We start from the raw sequence: 17,148 nt of genomic DNA on the forward strand, positions 1-17,148 counted from the left end.
ATTTTAATGAAAAAAATCCATGAAATAAACACATCTATGTCACAAGTTTCATTTGTTGCTAGAATTGAAAAAGTATTATTTTCAACATCAACAAATGGTTCAAGCTATATCATAATGCATTTATCAGATTCTAGTGGAAGGATTGAATGTAGAAAATGAACAGTTGCAGAAGAAGACAAAACTAATTTAATTCCCAATGCATTTATTAGAATAGAAAATGCTGTTGTCAATGAATTTAGAGGCGTATTGCAACTTAAAATATCTGATTATCAAATAATTGATACTGATCAATTACAACAACACGGAATTAGAGAAGAAGACTTTTTTATTAAAGCCCCACTAGATGTTGAAAAACAGTATAAAAATTTATTAGAAATTTTAAATGGTTTAGAAAATCAAACATACAAACAGTTAACAATTGGGTTAATTAAAAAATATGAAAAAGAATTTTTGGCTTATCCAGCAGCAATGACCATTCATCATAATGTAAAAGGAGGGTTATTTTGACATAGTTTCACACTAGTTCAAAATGCTTTAGCATTAAAGCCAAATTATGCTTATGCATCAATTGACTGAGAATTACTAATTTGTGGTGCAATACTGCATGATATTGGTAAAGTAATTGAAATAATTGATAGCTCTGGTGTTGATTATAGTTTAGAAGGTAAAATTCTTGGACATATTAGCATTGGCAATGCTGAGTTAAATAAACTAGCTGAAGAGTTAAATATATACAAAGATAATGAAGGAAACATTAATGAATCATTAACTTTATTACAACATATGATTTTAGCGAGCCATGGTAAAAAAGAATTTGGTTCTCCAACAGAGCCTGCAATTATCGAAGCAATTATGTTATCAATGTTTGACGACTTGGATGCTAAAGTTTTTAAGGTCAACGACGAACTTAATAAAGTTGAAGTGAAATCATGAACACAAAGAATACCTAGTGTTGATGGAAAAATGTTTTATAAACACAATAAGTAAAATTGTTGTACCTATTACAAAAGTAATAGAGTTTAAATATTTAACTAATGATATAAAACCCCCTAAAATTATCTGTTTTAAGATGATCTAACTAAATTTGAATTAGTTATGAATCTGATATTGCTTGCTAGTAGAATATTTGACTTAACATTGAATTATTCTATTAATTATTAAAAAGCATCATAAGTATAACTTTAAACACTATAATTTAAGTGATGCTTATCCCTTAAAATTATTGTAATAATATTGTTGAAAATAGCATCGTTATTAACAACTAATAACACATCAAAAAACTACAAGACTTATGAGAATTTAGCTCAAAAGTTTTGTAGTTTTAAATTATTTTATTTTAGTTAAAATAATTTAAATGTTTTGAAATAAAGTTTAGGGTCACAATAAGGGTTTTATCATGATTCCATTAATATATTTACACCCTTTGTATTTTGAGTGTAATACAACGAATCTGTTTTAGGGCGTATTGTGATATAACCTTCTATTTTATATACTTGATATGCAGAATCATAACGCCTGCTTGTTTGTTTAATTTCTATAACTTCAACATCGCTTCACTCAATTGTATTTATTTTTTTTGATAAGAAAGCCAATGCAGAAGTATTTGTCAATTTTTCGAATTCTGGAATATAAATTCTTGATGAACTAGAGTAAATTAAACCTTTTTTTTCTATTTTGAAATTAATAGTAAATGTTTCGTTAAAATAAGTTTTTGAATTAGATTTCACATTAACTTTTGCAGATGCATTTTGAAGATTGTTAACATTTATTTGTGTTAAAGATATTTCACTAGTATTCACATTTGAATTCTTTATTTTAATTGCATTTATTATATTTGCATTTATATTTTTATTAGTAGTGGTTATTAAACCGAGATCTCTAATGTTTAAAACACTTGAAAGTTTAACTCTTACATCTTTTTCCAATCTGATATTTATTGTTTCTTTAAAATATATTTTAGAATTTGTTATAACATTTACAATAGCAGAAGAATTAGTTATGTTTGATATTTCAATTTCACTTAATTTAACATTACTGTTTTTAGCTATTAATTGTTCTTTTATCACGCTTTCAGCATTAGAATCGTTTCAAGTAAAATATCCTAAATCCAAATTGGTCAAATCTTTAGATAGAGATACTCTTGCGTCAACTTTTGTTGTAAATGAATTTGATTTGTTAGTTATTGATTCATCGCTTCATTTGTAAGCGTTTGGATCTGTTAGTGCGAATTCAACAGCAAAGATGACATCATCGTATGTTGCGTTTGGTTTGTCAGCGACGATATTAACGATTTGAATTCCATTTGTAAGTTGTTGATCATTAATATAACTTTGTGCTTGGCTAACAGAAGTAAAATGTTGTTGGTTTAATTGATTGTTTATGTTGTTAGTTATTTGTTGGAAGTCTATAATGCTTCGATTGTCAACTTTTGTTGTAAATGAATTTGATTTGTTAGTTATTGATTCATCGCTTCATTTGTAAGCGTTTGGATCTGTTAGTGCGAATTCAACAGCAAAGATGACATCATCGTATGTTGCGTTTGGTTTGTCAGCGACGATATTAACGATTTGAATTCCATTTGTAAGTTGTTGATCATTAATATAACTTTGTGCTTGGCTAACAGAAGTAAAATGTTGTTGGTTTAATTGATTGTTTATGTTGTTAGTTATTTGTTGGAAGTCTATAATGCTTCGATTGTCAACTTGTAGTTCTATTTCTGAACTAAAAGTATCATTTTCACGATTTTGATCTAATCAACGATTTTTAATGAAATCATTTATTTTTAAATCATATTGTAAAGTTAATGCATCTGATTTTATTCTTGTTTGATTTTCTTTAATTTTAATGTTTGTTATTTGAGCATATTCTTTTCCATCATACTTTAAAGATTCAAGAGCAAGACAAGCTTCATCTTCGCTTAAAAAAACTTTATCTTTTAACAATAATTCTATTTGATTACTTATGCTTTTACCATCAATCTTATTTCTACCATCAATTTTTGTAGTAATAGTCATTATTTTGGTTAAAACACTTTCATTATCTCATTTCTTGTCGTTATTTAAAGATAACTCCAGATCATAAATTATTTGATAAATTTCATTTAAGTTTGCATCATTTTTATTAATTTCTTTAATATTCAGTATACACACATCTTGATTTAATTTGCTAGTAAGAATATCTTTTTTCGCTTCAAATGAAGAGTTATAAATTTTATTTTTAAATTGATTTTTCAAAATATTGTCAATATCATTTGAAATTATTTTATTTCTACCATCAACATAAACAGCAAAAGTCAAATAAACACTGCTTGAGTCATTATTTTCTCATTTATACTTTTTAGAATTATCTTTTATTGTAATTTTTACATTAAAAGATTTATATCCATAACTTAGTAAATCTTCATTATTGTTATTAAGATCAGCAATAAAAGTTAAATCTTCAACAGAGTTACTATTAATTTTGTTTATTACTTCTTCAACTGTTTCAAAAACATTGTTTAGTTGTTGATGAAGGTCATTTTGGATGTCTTCAACTTTTAAAATGACCTTTTCTTCAACTTCACTCTCTTCAGAATTCAAGTTAACAGACAAAGAAAGTACTGGAGTTGCAAAGAATGAAAAACTAGCTAATATGGATAACAAATTTTTCATGTGTTAACTTACCACCATTAGAATTTCTTTTTCATCCTTACTTAAATCAATTCAAGTGTATTTTAAGTCTAAAACTAATTTTAAACTTACCAACCATTGTGATTCTTTATCACCTTCAATTGAGATATCACTAATTTTTAATCCTGTATATTTTAAACTATTTGCAATATAATTTTTAATCTCATCTTGTGAATTAAAGTTTTGTGAATTTAATTCTTCGTTTATTTTTTGTTTTACACTACTTAAATCAATTCTAGTATCTTCAATTTTAGTTTTTAAATTTAATGTTCAATCTTTATTATTGTCATCTTCATCATCTCATCTGTGTTTTGAATCCATTAATATTTGTATGTCAACATTTGCTTCATTATTAATGATGTTTATTTCAATTTTTCCAATGTTAACACCATCACCAATTGTTGTATTATTTAATACATTAATTAAATCACCTTCTGTATTAAATTGATTTTGATCGTTGACAATATTTTGTAATATTTTTTCAACTTCTTGTTTTTTAACCACTTGTCTTGTGTCTATTGTAGTAGAAAGATCTATTTTTTTATCAGATATTGTTTCATCGCTTCATTTAATTTTTTCACTGTTTAATTTAACAACTATCTCAAACTCTTTTGTAGAAAGTGGATAATCTTGAGAATAACTTTTCTCTTGGATCTCTAATTCTATATCACCATTTTTAATTTGCTCAATTTCTGAAGTATTTTTGTAGTTATTAATTGCATCTATAGCTTCACTTTCAGAATAATACTTTTTACTATTTGATATTTTAGAAAGAATATCTTCTTTAATGTTTTCAAATTGAACTTCTGTTCTTTGATCAACTTTTAACTTAAATTCAAAAGTATTAATACTTGAAGGTAAATTATTATTTCATTTTCACTTTTTCTTTAACATTACTTCAACAACAAATGAAACTTCTTCATTAATAAAAGTTGAATCCTTAAGGGGATCTTTTAGCTTAACATTAATAATTTCTCCATCTTGAAAATTAGTGTTTAAAATTTCAACTATTGCTTTGTGCAAATCATAAAAATATCTTTTGTGAGCTACTTTATCATCAGTAGCTGGAACTTCAGTATATAAAGAATCAAAAATCTTTGATACCTCTAAAGGTTCTTTAACTTCTCGATTATCTATCTTTACAGCAGTTGTAATTTCAACTACACCTTCTGTCCAATCATTGTCTCATTGGTAGTCATCTAATAATGAAGCTTCAAATGAGATGCTTACATAGTCGTTGATAATATCATTTCCATCACTGTCTGAAATTACACTATCGCTGTCTTTAGTTTTAATTTGAGTACCTTCTAATTTATTGTTTATTATTTCATTTTCTGCATCTTCAATAGATTTGAAAGTTTTGCTTTTTGCTAATTCGTGAATTTTGCTACTAACGCTCATAATAGAAATAGTGTTTTTTTCCAACGTTTTTCCTGATACATCTTCTTTATTTTCATAATTTAAATTAATATTGTTATTGTTTCGTAACACAAATGTCCCTGATGTGGCAACCAAAGAAGTTGCTCCAAATATACTTAATAGTTTTTTCATTATTTTTCTCCTTCTTCCAAATTATTGATAGTAAAGTTCAAAGTTATTTCAGCTTTACTTAATTCATCACCTATTTTTCATTCAAATCCATCATTTAATGAAAGTTGTAATTCAACTATATATTCTTTATTTATGGTTTCATTTTTACTTAGTAGATCAATTTTGTAATTTGTTTTTTCATTATTTTTCTCTTTTGTTATATTCTCAAGATCTTCATAACTTTTTATGGTCTTACTCTTAAAGAATTTTTTAATATCAACTATCTCATCAAATAAATCAATTTTATTTTTTAAAATGTAAATATTATTTGTAAATTCAAAAGTTAAATTTTCTTGATTTCCTGTTTCTAATCATTTGTAACTTTTCCTTAATCCAATAGTGATTTTTATTTCAAAATTTTCTTGATTTAGATTTTGGTTTTCTTTATCATCTTTATCAATTATTGAAACATTTAATATATATCAGACATTTAGATTGCTTTTCTCACTTGTTTTAATTTGATTTTTTATTCAAGCTGAAGATAAGGCCTGTTCATAATCTATATCTGAAATGATTTCATTTAATTCTTTTTCTATTTCTGTTTTTTCAACTATAATTCTTTTATCAATAGTTATTTGATAAATGTGGCTCTGTTCAGTTGTGCCTAAAGTGCTTTGTTTTCAATAATAATTTTTGTTTAACCTGAAAATAACTTTGACATTTAAATTTTTGAAGTAGATTTCTTCATTTGATTCTGAGTTGTTGTCACTTGTGTCAAATGCACTTAAACTAACCCCATCAAAATTTAAAAGATTAATTCCCTCTTCAAACTCATCTAAGTTTTTAAAAGATTCTTTTTGCTTTGAATAATCATCTATTTTTTTCTCTATTTTTTCATAATCAACTGCATACTTATGCGAATCAGTAGAGCTAATTTTTGAAAATACCAAAAATGTATAAAAAATTAAAATTAATAAAAAAACAAAAGTTATTATGATTTTTCTTTTGGGATCATAGTTTTTCACCTTATTTGCTCCTTTTAATTTGTTTATATATGATATTTAAAATTGTTAGCAAATTAACCTTCATTCATAAATCTTATTCTTTTTTTTTTTTTTTTGTCAAGGCCTTTTGGTCAAAAAAAAGACTCTACTAAGAGTCTTTTAATATTTTATGTAAATCATGCACTTTGTGTTTTAAAATTACATTTTTATTATGTAAATATCCTTCTTCTTTAATATACTTAGGAACTACATGCTCATGATAATGAAAGATTACTTGTGAAGCTATTGCTTCTTGATTAGAAACGAAATTAAATCCTTTAATGTCTTTAATTTTATCCATTAAAATCTTTGCTACTATCTTTTTAGCCTTAGCGACTTCTATTATATATAAATCATCAGTACTACTAAAATCTTTAAAGTGTTTTTTTGGAATTACTAATGTATGACCATCTGCATTTGGGAATGCGTCTAAGAATGCATAAACATATTCATTTTCATAAATATGATATGATGGAATTTCTTTATTTAAGATTTTACAAAATAAGCACTCGTTATTCATTAATCGCTAGTCTCATCTTCATCATCTTTAATATATTTAGAAATTTGATCATATAGGCCTTGATAAAGCACTTTATCCCCATCACTTATGTATTTAGTATATAAAACTGTTTTAGCTTCTTCAACGTATTCTGAATCTTTAGAAATCAAACCATTTGAAACTTGATCTAGTAAAGATTGTTTTGAAGAAGCAGACAATCCTCTAACATAAGTGCTTTGATTTGCATTTAATTCTCAATCTCTCATTAATCTATAGTTAGCTAATGGATCAATTGTTCTTGATAAGTTAACTTGATAAATAATTTTATCCCCTTCATTAAATTTACTTTGATCATCAGAACTAAATTTATTTGTAAATACACTAGCTTTTTTGTCTATTGTATCATTAACACCAAGAGTTGATATATCACTGGTTGGTGTAACTTGAACTTCAATGTTATTAACTTTAATTTTACCAGCTTCTTCACCAGCTAATTTAACATAATAATTATTTGAATTATCTTGAACGATTTCAGTTCCGCCAACATTTTCAACTTTTGTTATTAGTGAATTATTAATCACTTTATCTGAAAGGCTTAATCAAGTATTTAATGGTAAAACAATCTCATTAAAATTAGAACTATCACTTTCTGTTGAAGTTTCTGAAGTTATATTTATACCATGACCACTATATATATCATTTAAATATAAAGGTAAAACCAAAACTATTTCTTTTGCTCCTGCTTCCCCAACTTTAAATCCCGCACCATTATTAATTAATATTGTTGGAGAGGTAATTGACTTAGCAGCTGTTTGAGCATCACTAGATATTTTTAGTTCTTGAGATGTAATTGCTTCTACAGAAGATTCGGTATTTCTGACTATTCCATTATAACCTTTTATACCAAAAAAATTATCATATCCTTCCTCAACAATATTTCAATCACTTACATTTTCTGTACCTTCTGGACCTTTTTCAATTAATTCTTTAAGATCAGGTAATGAATAATTTTGTAATCTAATGTTACCGTTTTCAGTTGTATCACCAATTTCTTGTTTAATTCTAGCTATTCATTTTGCAATATTTTCATCAGTATCTTTGTGTTGAATTGATCAAATCATTTTAATGTTTGATTCTTGACTTTCATTTAATCTATTTTGAAATGAATTAACTAATTTGTTAGAAGTATTTAATCTAGCATTGGTATTAACATAATTTAAATTGGTTCAATTTGTTGAAATAATACTTTCATTTAAATAAGCCATCCCAATTAATTGATCGTAAAGAGTAGTTTTAATTTCACTAGTAATGTAGTTTTGGAAACGATATTTTAAAATATCAAAACCACTAAATTCAGCATCAATTTTAAAAGTATCAGTGTTTTCAGGAATTTCTTCACCTAATGCGACTTTAGGCAATTGATCAAGACTTGTCGTTTCAACACCTTGTATTTTTTTAGAACCGACTATTATAAAATTTTTGTTAGTTTCATTATCGTTGTTAGTTAATAAAGTTAAACTTGGTGTTTGATGTGATTCATTTTGTCCAAACTCACCTTGGAATTGTCATCTTAACCATTCATTGCCACTGTTTTCCTCAGAACTTTCTTTATAATAAATTGCATATTTATAGTCTTCGTCATTTTTTACTATTTTATTTGGGTTTAAACTTCTATTTTTTGCAAATTCTTCATCATATCCATTTGAATTTTTTATAAGTTTGCTTGTATAAGTATTGTAAATAATTGTTGATGATAAATTATCTAAAATATTATCTGATGAAGTGGTTTCATCTTGTTTTATTTTAAAAATATCATTTTGTTTGTTGTAATTTGCTTCGTACTCATAATCAGTAATTGATTTGTTTATTAATTTAACAATATCAGTGGTTCTTTCAGAATCACTGATTGCAAAGAATTCATCAGCTTGACTTTTGGTAATAATCCCACCTTGCTTAAGTTTAATAATTAAATTCTTGTAAATATTTTCATCACTAAATTTTATTTTATCTCATCTAATGACAGAGGTTTTACAAGATACAACAATAGCGGATGTAGAAGCTGTTAAACCAGCAGCACCTAAAATTAGTAGTAATTTTTTCATACTATTCATCCCCTTTCATTTTTAAAGAAACATTATCGTAATTAAAAACAAATTGAATGCTTGACATAGCAACTTGAACTTTTTTTGTTTTTGATCAAATTGTGTTACCTTGAATTGTTGTTTCATAATCAGCTTTTAAAGTTTGGTTAGGAATGAACTTCTTAGCTTGATCTGTAAGAATTATGTTATTTTGAACATCAAAATTATTTTTCACATCTTCTACTCAAGATTTATTTTTTTTATCAAAACTACTTGAAATTTTCGCATCAGATACTTTGTCAATGTTAGCAATTTGTTCAATAATTGCTTTTCATCCTTTTTTATCAACTTCTTTTTCAGTTTCAAAGAATGTTTCAAATAAACCTTCATCATCTTTATTTAAGACATCTTTTAAATAAAGTCACATTCATTGCCCTAATTCTTTAAAATCACCATCAGTATTAGATAATGCAGAAGTTAAATCTGTCAAGTAATCAAAATCATATAAAGACCCAGTTGTGTTTTTATTTTTAGCAATAGAACTATTAACTAAAAATCTTTCATACCTGTTTTTAATATTATAGTTAATAACATTTTTGTAGTCATTTACACCATTCATATTTTTAATTTTATCGATCACTTCTTGATTTTTAATATCTCATGCTCTTGTAGGATCACCCTCATTTGTTTTACTTGAAGACTCAGTTACTAAATCTCTGTTTAATATGTAAGTGGAATAAGCATTTGAAGTGCTGAAAATAGCATCATAAGCAATTGATTCTTTTTTATCTAGATCATCAGTTGTTGAAACAGATTCCTGATTTTCAGTTACATTATTTTCAGGCTTCATTAAACTATAACCATCTATTTTAGCAAAATGCAAACCATCACTTTCTATATAAGCAATAATTCCTAAATTTGAATTAACAACAGAATATATATTTGATCCACTATTTGAAGCTTCTTGATCAACATCAGCAAATCTTCTTGTCGCTTCAACTAATCCTGTAAGTTTTTTAAAGTTAGGATCAGCAAATGCAACAGCTTTATCTTTTAAAGCTGATTCTGGTATATTTGTTGATGCATGATCAAATCCACCATCAATAGCTTTTGTTCCTTTTCCACCATTTAAAAAGTCATAAATAGCATATTTGGCAACATTTGAATAACTTTCATTATCAACAGTCAGAATACCTGCATCTTTTTTTGAAGTTAAATATGAACTTGCTCACTCGTTGCTACTATTAATTAATAAAGTTCCACTATTAGCACCCCTATAAAATGAATCAAATAAACTTAAACCTGTTTGTTCTTCTATTTTGTCATTTTTAACAATATCAACATAAAATTTGCCAAAACCCTTAAAATAGTTAAGCAAAGTATTTGTATCACTTTCAGGATTAATAAATAAGTTAGAACTAATTTCTTTTTTAATGTCTACAGAAGTGTTATTAAATTTTAAAACTATTTCACTAACTGCAACGGGTTTTTTATCTGTGAAGTATTTATTTGACAAGTATCTTTGACTTTCGTTTAATAACCCCACTCTTCCATCATTTGTAGATTCAGTTGCTTTTAACTCAACTTTTTCATTTTCAATAGTATATTCAGGAATGTAATTGACTACTTCGGTTAATTTTGTTGGTTTTACACCTTTTCAGTTTAAAAAATCACCAAAAGGAAGGTCATTAGTTAAAAGTGCTTCTAAGTCAGAAGTTGACATAAAATCAGACAAACTACCAATTGCAATATCTTTATTTGATATTTGTTTTTTAGCATAACTGTTAGAAATAGAATTAAATAAATTTGTAAAGTTTTTTATTTCCGCTACATTGTCAATGTATTCAACTTTGAAAGAGGGAGATTGTTCGCTAGTTGAAGATTTAATAGCATTTTTCCCACCAATAGAGTTAACTAAATTAATAATACTTAACTGTTGTGTTGAAGATAAGCCAGTTAAACTTAAATTTTCAAGTTCAGAAATTGTTTTGTCTGCAAATTGAGATTTAAAATCAAGTAAAAGATTATTATGAATTGTTGAACTTGAAGTTAATAAATTTCTATTGACATTACCTTTAGATCATTTAGTTGAAGTATTCATTCCAGCAAAAGCTAATATTTTAGTCAAAGTTTTATAAGCGCTATAATCAGTGTTATTTAAAATGTCATTAGATATAAAAGCGTTTTCTAAAGCTGTTTGATTGTCATCAACTGTTGGGAATTGATCTCTTAAATATTTTAATCAACCCTTAGTTTTTTCTTTTTTATTATCTAAATAAGTTTTTCTTTTAGCTTCCATAGCAGATTTAGCTTGATATTGAATTGAACCAACAGTTGAATCATTTCCTCAAGCTTTTTTAATTTCAGCTAAAGTATTTTTATCTAAGTTTTTTAAAACTCCACCTTTTTCATCACTTGCAGCTTCCATAAATATGCTCACTGCAAAAAAGTTATAAAACTGTGTTATATATTTATTTGGATTTTTACCTAGTGGTCCATAAACTGAAATATACCATTCATTCAATTTTTCAGCATTAATTCTTAAACTACCATCGCCATTTATAAACACCTCGCCATATTTGGTGTCATCCTTGTCATTATCACATGCAATAACAACTGTTGCTGTACTTGCTGAAATGGTTAAAGCTCCAACTAAAGCTAATAATTTTTTCATTCTTATTCCTCCTGAATTTTAAAAAGTAAAATCTTTGTTTATGTATCAATTATATAACACAAGCAATTCACAATTTAAAATAATTATATATTAAAAGTGATAGAATATAAAATATATTTGACCTAAAAGTTAAAAAAATAAGAAAGAACATTATGAATAAAAATATTAAAAATTTGTTTCCATTTTTTAAAAATAATCCAGAAAAAGTCTATTTTGACAGTGCAGCTTCATCTTTAAAATTATCAAAAGTCATTGAAGCAGAAAGGAATTTTTTAACAACAAATGGTGCTAATCCACACGTAACAGATTATGAGAAAGGTTTTGAAGCACTTGAAAAATTAAATTATGTTAGAAGTTTAGTGAGAAATATGATCAATGCATGCAAGACAGAAGAAGTTATTTTTACTAGTGGCACCACTCAATCTATTAACACTTTGGCAAATGGTATTGCAGAATTTATTAAAAAAGATGATGAAATTTTATTAACAGAATTAGAACATTCATCTAACATGATGCCCTGAATTAATTTAGTTAAAAATACTGGTGCAAAAATTAAAAAAATAACTTTAGCTGATGATTTTACAATAGATATTAACGACTTAAAAAACCAAATAAACAAAAATACAAAAATTATTACAATATCACATGTTACAAACACTTTAGGAACTAAAAATGATATTGCCGCGATAGTGAAGGTAGTTAAAAATATTAATTCTGGGATCATTATTCATGTTGATTGTGCTCAATCAATAGCTCATGAAGTAATTGACGTTCAAAATTTAGGTGTTGATTTTATTTCATTTTCTACACATAAAATTTATAGTTCATTTGGCCTTGGTGTTTTATGGGGGAAATATGATTTATTAGATAAGTTAAAACCTTTTTTATTTGGTGGTGGAATGAATTTAAAAATCGATTCAGATTTTAATTATAAATTAAAATCTTTACCAGATAAGCTTGAGGGTGGAACACCAAATATTCAGGCAATTTACGGGTTTGAACAAGCAATAAACTTTATTAATAAAATAAAACTCAAAAACATCATAAGTCATGAAACTAGTTTGAAAAAATATTTTGTTCAAAAAGTTAATGAAAAAAAATTAAATTGCAAAATTGATTTTTATAATTTAAACAATAATTCACCAATAATTTTATTTAATGTTAAAGGTGTAAATCCTCAAGATATAACAACTTTTTTAGATAAAAAATACAATATTTTAGCTCGTGGTGGTGCTAATTGTGCTAGAAGAATTAATGGTGTAATTGGAGTCGAAATAGCTGTAAGGATTAGCTTTGCAATTTATAATACTTTTGAAGAAGTTGACATACTAATTGAAGCATTAAGTAATTCTGAAGATTTTTTGTCAACAATTATATAAAAAGGAGAAATATGATTAATATAGATGATGACGCTTTATTGCGTCAAATAATAGTGAAACATTTTACAAAACCACTTTATAAACCTTTAAAAAATAATCCCAATTCTATAATTATGGAAGCAAAATCAAATACTTGTGCAGATGAATTAGTTGTAGAAATTTTATTAAAAAATCAATCAATAAAGCAGGTTTCATTTGATGGTACAGCGTGCGCTGTAGCAACAGCTTCGGCTGACATTTTTTTAAACTTAATCTTAAATAAAACCTTAAAAGAAGTTAATGCTATTATTGAAGAATATCAACTTTTTTTAAATACTGGTGATTGTAATAGTATTGATTTAATAGGAGATTTAATTGTTTTTAAAAATATTCATAATCAAAAAAACCGTATTATTTGTGCTGAACTTGCTATAAAAGTTATCAAAAACCTTCAATAATAATATATCATTTATTTATAAAATACAATGGTGAGGTTAATAATGAATAACAAAGCTAAAATCAGAGAATCATTTCTAAAAACTAGATTTTTTTTGTCAAAAGATTATCAAACAAATTCTTCAAAAATTATTGAAAGAAAAATCAATCATTATATTCAAAGATATAATTTAAAAGCTTTTGCTATATTTATAAGTAAAATTGATGAACCGTTTACACATCATATAATTGTTGATGCTCTTAAAAAAGGTATAGAAGTTTATTTACCAAGGGTTAATGGAGAAAAAATCGAGTTTAGAAAAATTAAAAACATTGAATCAGATATTGTTAAAAACGAATTATTCAATATCTTTGAACCTAAAATTGAATGTGAATTATTAGAAAACATTAAAGAAATATCAACCATTTTTGCTCCATTAGTAGCTTTTGATAAGCACTTAAACAGAGTTGGTTCTGGAAAAGGTTATTATGATCGTTGATTCAACGAAAATCAATATAAAGGTTTTAAGGTTGGAATATGCCAATCATCGCAACTTTCTAATCAAATTATTGATGTTGAGCCACATGATGTTGCATTAAATTCAATAATTACTGAAAAACAAATTTATGTCCCATTAGAATCAAACGATGATGAAGACTCAAATTTTGATATAACTTATGCTGTTTTTAATGACGAAACTATAATAAATTAATCATTTAATATATCATTTAACTATAAGTTACTAAAGGTTTTAAAACCCAAATATGATTCAATAATAAAATATGAAAAACTGTTGATAGTCAAAATTTATTAACTTTTAAGTTAATTTTAAAATCCAAAAGTTATTGACCATTTACAAGCATTATAATCACTGCCAAACATTAAAAATTTGAAGATTAAAAACTTGTAAATAAACATTAAAAGTGTTTCTTTTTTATGTAATTTAAATTATTAATTTACTACAAAGAGTATAATAATATTGGAATCTTAATAATTAATAAAAGGAGATATATGATTAAAGTCAATTTAGATCATTCAAGTTTAAAAACAGTTGAATTAGATAATAATAAGGTTAAGCAAATACATGAAATAATCAAGACTAAAAGTGGAGCGGGTAATGATTTTTTAGGTTGAATAGAATGACCAGAAGCATTTAATAAAAATGAATATGATGAAATGAAAAAAGTGGCCAATTCATTAAGAAGTAAAATAGATATTTTAGTAACTATTGGTATTGGTGGTTCTTATTTAGGGATTAGAGCAGCTGATGAAATGATTAGAGGGCTTAATCATTCAGATAAAATTAAAATAATTTATTCTGGGCACACAATGAGTTCAACTTATATTGCTCAATTAAGTGAATATCTAAAAAATAAAAAATTTGGAATTTGTGTTATTTCAAAATCAGGTACAACAACAGAACCAGGCATTGCTTTTAGAACTTTAGAAAAACAATTGATCGAACAATCGGGTATTGAAAAAGCAAAAGAACTGATTGTGGCAGTAACTGATGGATCAAGAGGTGCTTTAAAAACACTTGCTAATAAAAAAGGATATTTAACATTTACTATTCCAGATGATATTGGGGGTCGTTTTTCAGTTCTTACACCAGTTGGGATTTTTCCTTTATTAGTTGCTGGCATTAATACTGATAATATTTTTAAAGGTGCTATTAAAGCTAAAAACAATTTAGTTCAAAATGATTTAACTAATCAAGCTTATAAATACGCAGCAGCGCGTAACGCACTATACAAACAGGGTTATAAAGCAGAAGCTTTAGTAACCTATGAATTACAAATGCAATATATTAATGAATGATGAAAACAATTATTTGGGGAATCTGAAGGAAAAGAGGGTAAAGGTCTATTTCCGACTTCCATGGTTTTTTCAACTGATTTACATTCAATGGGACAATGAGTACAAGAAGGACCTAGAAAAGTTATTTTCGAAACAATTATTAAAATTCAAAATCCTGTTGGTAATTTAAGTGTTGAGTTAGATCAAGATAATTATGATGGTTTAAACTTTTTAGCTGGCAAATCATTTCATGAAATAAATTCAGTTGCTATTGAAGGTGTTATTGATGCACACGTTAATGCAGGTAAAATGCCAAATATCATATTAGAATTTGAAAAAATGGATGATGAACAATTTGGTTACTTGGTTTACTTCTTTGAATTAGCAGTAGCAATGAGCGGATACATGATGGGAATTAATCCTTTTGATCAACCAGGTGTTGAAGTTTATAAACACAATATGTTTAAATTGCTTGGTAAACCAGGAATTAAATAATTAGTTATAAAGAATTCATGTGAAAAAATTCATACAATTAAATTATCTTATAATGAAGTTATTAAAGTCCTTTTTTAGATTCTAGTAACTTGGTAATTGTATTGTTGATTTATAAAAATAAAATATTATTGACAACAAAAATCAGTTAATCTGATTTTTTATTTTTAAATTGACTATTTACTTAGTAAGTAAGGTTGTGATAAAATTACTTATATAGCAAAATAAATTAAGGAAAACATTTATGATTAAACAAGAAACTCTTAAGTGATTAAGCGAACAACAAGAATACTTAGATAGCAAAATAATTGAGAAACACAGTTTAAGTATAGATAACGATATGTTCAAAAAGAAAATTATTGCTTTTTGAGTTGAACTAGGTGAATATGCTAACGAAGAAAAGAGTTTTAAATATTGAAAACAAGGAGCTGCTGCACCAAGAGAAGTTCAATTAGAAGAATACATAGATGGACTTCATTTTATTGTTAGTTTAGGAAATCAAATTAAATATGATTTTACTACTTTTGAGTTCAAGGATCTTGGTTATAAAAATAATATTGATTGTTATTTTGATTTAATTCAAAACTTAACACTGTTAGTTAATGAGCAAAGCATAAAAACTTTTTCGTTAATATTTAATTCTTTTTTACAAATAGCACATGTACAAAAGTATTCTGAAAATGATTTAATTAACACTTATAAAAAGAAACATGCAAAAAACCAACAAAGACAGGTTGAAAATTATTAATGAATATCATTCAATCATTAACTAATCCTAAAATAAAAAAGCTAATTAAATTAAGAGATGATAAAAAATTAATTGAAACAGAAAACATGTTTTTTATTGAAGGAATAAATTTAGTTAATGAAGCTTTAAAAAATAATTTAGTTTCTGAAATATTTACTTTAATTGAAAATTTGCATCACATCAATCATATTGATGAAAAAGTTTTTGTTATAAATGAACAAATCGCTAATAAGTTGTCACTTACAAAAAATAATCAAGGTATTTTTGCAACTTGTAAAATTGAAACAAAACCCTTTAATCCCAATAAAAACGTTTTGTTACTAGACAATATTCAAGACCCAGGTAATATGGGAACTATGCTGAGAAGTGCCATCAGTTTTGATTTTACTAATGTAATAGCATCAAAAAATTCTGTTAGTTTTTTTAATGAAAAAGTCATAAGATCAACACAAGGCACAATTTTTAAATCGCATATTAAAAATGTTGATTTAAAATATAAAATTTTTGAATTAAAAAAAGAAAATTATATAATAATAGGTACTGTTTTAAATGAAAAATCACTAGCAATTAAAGAATTAAAAATTTTACCAGAAAGTAAAATAGCACTACTTGTTGGTAATGAAGGTCAAGGTATTAGCGAAGTACTAAAACCACTAGTTGATATTAATGTTGTAATAACTATGTCTAATGAAGTTGAATCACTAAATGTCGCAATTGCAGCTTCTATTTTAATGCATAAAATTAAAGATAGTAAGTAAAAATGTTAAAAAATTTGGCGCAAAGAGTATAAAAACACCATTTAAGATATTATTTTTTTCACCT

At 25.8% G+C, this 17,148-nt stretch carries 13 protein-coding genes; 7 read left to right on the forward strand and 6 right to left on the reverse strand.

All coding sequences use genetic code 4. From position 1 onward, the window contains the following. Positions 1-6: 6 nt before the first annotated feature. Positions 7-987 carry a 3'-5' exoribonuclease YhaM family protein gene (locus EELLY_RS03710; protein ID WP_104206113.1) on the forward strand — a complete coding sequence of 327 codons (981 nt, stop codon included), beginning with the start codon at positions 7-9 and terminating at the stop codon, positions 985-987. Positions 988-1,391: 404 nt separating this feature from the next. Here the strand turns inward: EELLY_RS03710 and EELLY_RS03715 are convergent, their stop codons facing one another. From EELLY_RS03715 to EELLY_RS03740, 6 genes are all read right to left on the reverse strand, one after another. After that, positions 1,392-3,650 (reverse strand): hypothetical protein, encoded by a 2,259-nt coding sequence (locus EELLY_RS03715; RefSeq protein ID WP_104206114.1) that lies wholly within the window; start codon positions 3,648-3,650, stop codon positions 1,392-1,394. Between the two features lie 3 nt (positions 3,651-3,653). Then, a complete protein-coding gene (locus EELLY_RS03720; RefSeq protein WP_104206115.1) occupies positions 3,654-5,219 on the reverse strand; it encodes a lipoprotein in 1,566 nt (521 codons plus the stop codon). Beyond that, positions 5,219-6,223, reverse strand: coding sequence for a hypothetical protein (locus EELLY_RS03725; RefSeq protein WP_104206116.1), 1,005 nt, complete (start codon positions 6,221-6,223; stop codon positions 5,219-5,221). Before EELLY_RS03725 ends, EELLY_RS03720 begins: the two co-directional genes overlap by 1 nt. Before the next feature lie 127 nt (positions 6,224-6,350). Next, positions 6,351-6,761, reverse strand: coding sequence for an HIT domain-containing protein (locus EELLY_RS03730; protein WP_104206117.1), 411 nt, complete (start codon positions 6,759-6,761; stop codon positions 6,351-6,353). After that, positions 6,761-8,842 (reverse strand): lipoprotein, encoded by a 2,082-nt coding sequence (locus EELLY_RS03735; RefSeq protein ID WP_104206118.1) that lies wholly within the window; start codon positions 8,840-8,842, stop codon positions 6,761-6,763. The genes EELLY_RS03730 and EELLY_RS03735 overlap by 1 nt, the downstream gene beginning before the upstream one ends. Position 8,843: 1 nt before the next feature. Further along, positions 8,844-11,495 (reverse strand): lipoprotein, encoded by a 2,652-nt coding sequence (locus EELLY_RS03740; RefSeq protein ID WP_104206119.1) that lies wholly within the window; start codon positions 11,493-11,495, stop codon positions 8,844-8,846. A gap of 152 nt (positions 11,496-11,647) precedes the next feature. On the opposite strand from EELLY_RS03740, the gene EELLY_RS03745 reads away from it, so the two are divergent. From EELLY_RS03745 to EELLY_RS03770, 6 genes are all read left to right on the forward strand, one after another. Beyond that, complete coding sequence (locus EELLY_RS03745; RefSeq protein ID WP_104206120.1) at positions 11,648-12,874, forward strand: aminotransferase class V-fold PLP-dependent enzyme; 1,227 nt, start codon at positions 11,648-11,650, stop codon at positions 12,872-12,874. Positions 12,875-12,885: 11 nt separating this feature from the next. After that, on the forward strand, positions 12,886-13,311 hold the full coding sequence (locus tag EELLY_RS03750; protein WP_104206121.1) for an iron-sulfur cluster assembly scaffold protein: 426 nt from the start codon (positions 12,886-12,888) through the stop codon (positions 13,309-13,311). 42 nt (positions 13,312-13,353) lie between these two features. Then, positions 13,354-14,001, forward strand: a complete 648-nt coding sequence (locus tag EELLY_RS03755) for a 5-formyltetrahydrofolate cyclo-ligase (protein ID WP_104206122.1) — start codon at positions 13,354-13,356, stop codon at positions 13,999-14,001. A 299-nt stretch (positions 14,002-14,300) separates the two neighbouring features. Beyond that, entirely contained in the window at positions 14,301-15,581 is a 1,281-nt protein-coding gene (locus tag EELLY_RS03760) for a glucose-6-phosphate isomerase (RefSeq protein ID WP_104206123.1), read from the forward strand. Between the two features lie 241 nt (positions 15,582-15,822). Further along, the gene (locus tag EELLY_RS03765; RefSeq protein ID WP_104206124.1) at positions 15,823-16,326 is read left to right on the forward strand and encodes a dUTP diphosphatase; all 504 of its coding nucleotides are present in this window, start codon (positions 15,823-15,825) and stop codon (positions 16,324-16,326) included. Then, on the forward strand, positions 16,326-17,084 hold the full coding sequence (locus tag EELLY_RS03770) for a TrmH family RNA methyltransferase (protein WP_104206125.1): 759 nt from the start codon (positions 16,326-16,328) through the stop codon (positions 17,082-17,084). Before EELLY_RS03765 ends, EELLY_RS03770 begins: the two co-directional genes overlap by 1 nt. The last annotated feature ends 64 nt before the right edge of the window (positions 17,085-17,148 follow it).

The organism is Entomoplasma ellychniae, from assembly GCF_002930155.1.
In the GTDB taxonomy this organism is placed as follows: Bacteria; Bacillota_I; Bacilli_A; order Mycoplasmatales; family Mycoplasmataceae; genus Entomoplasma; species Entomoplasma ellychniae.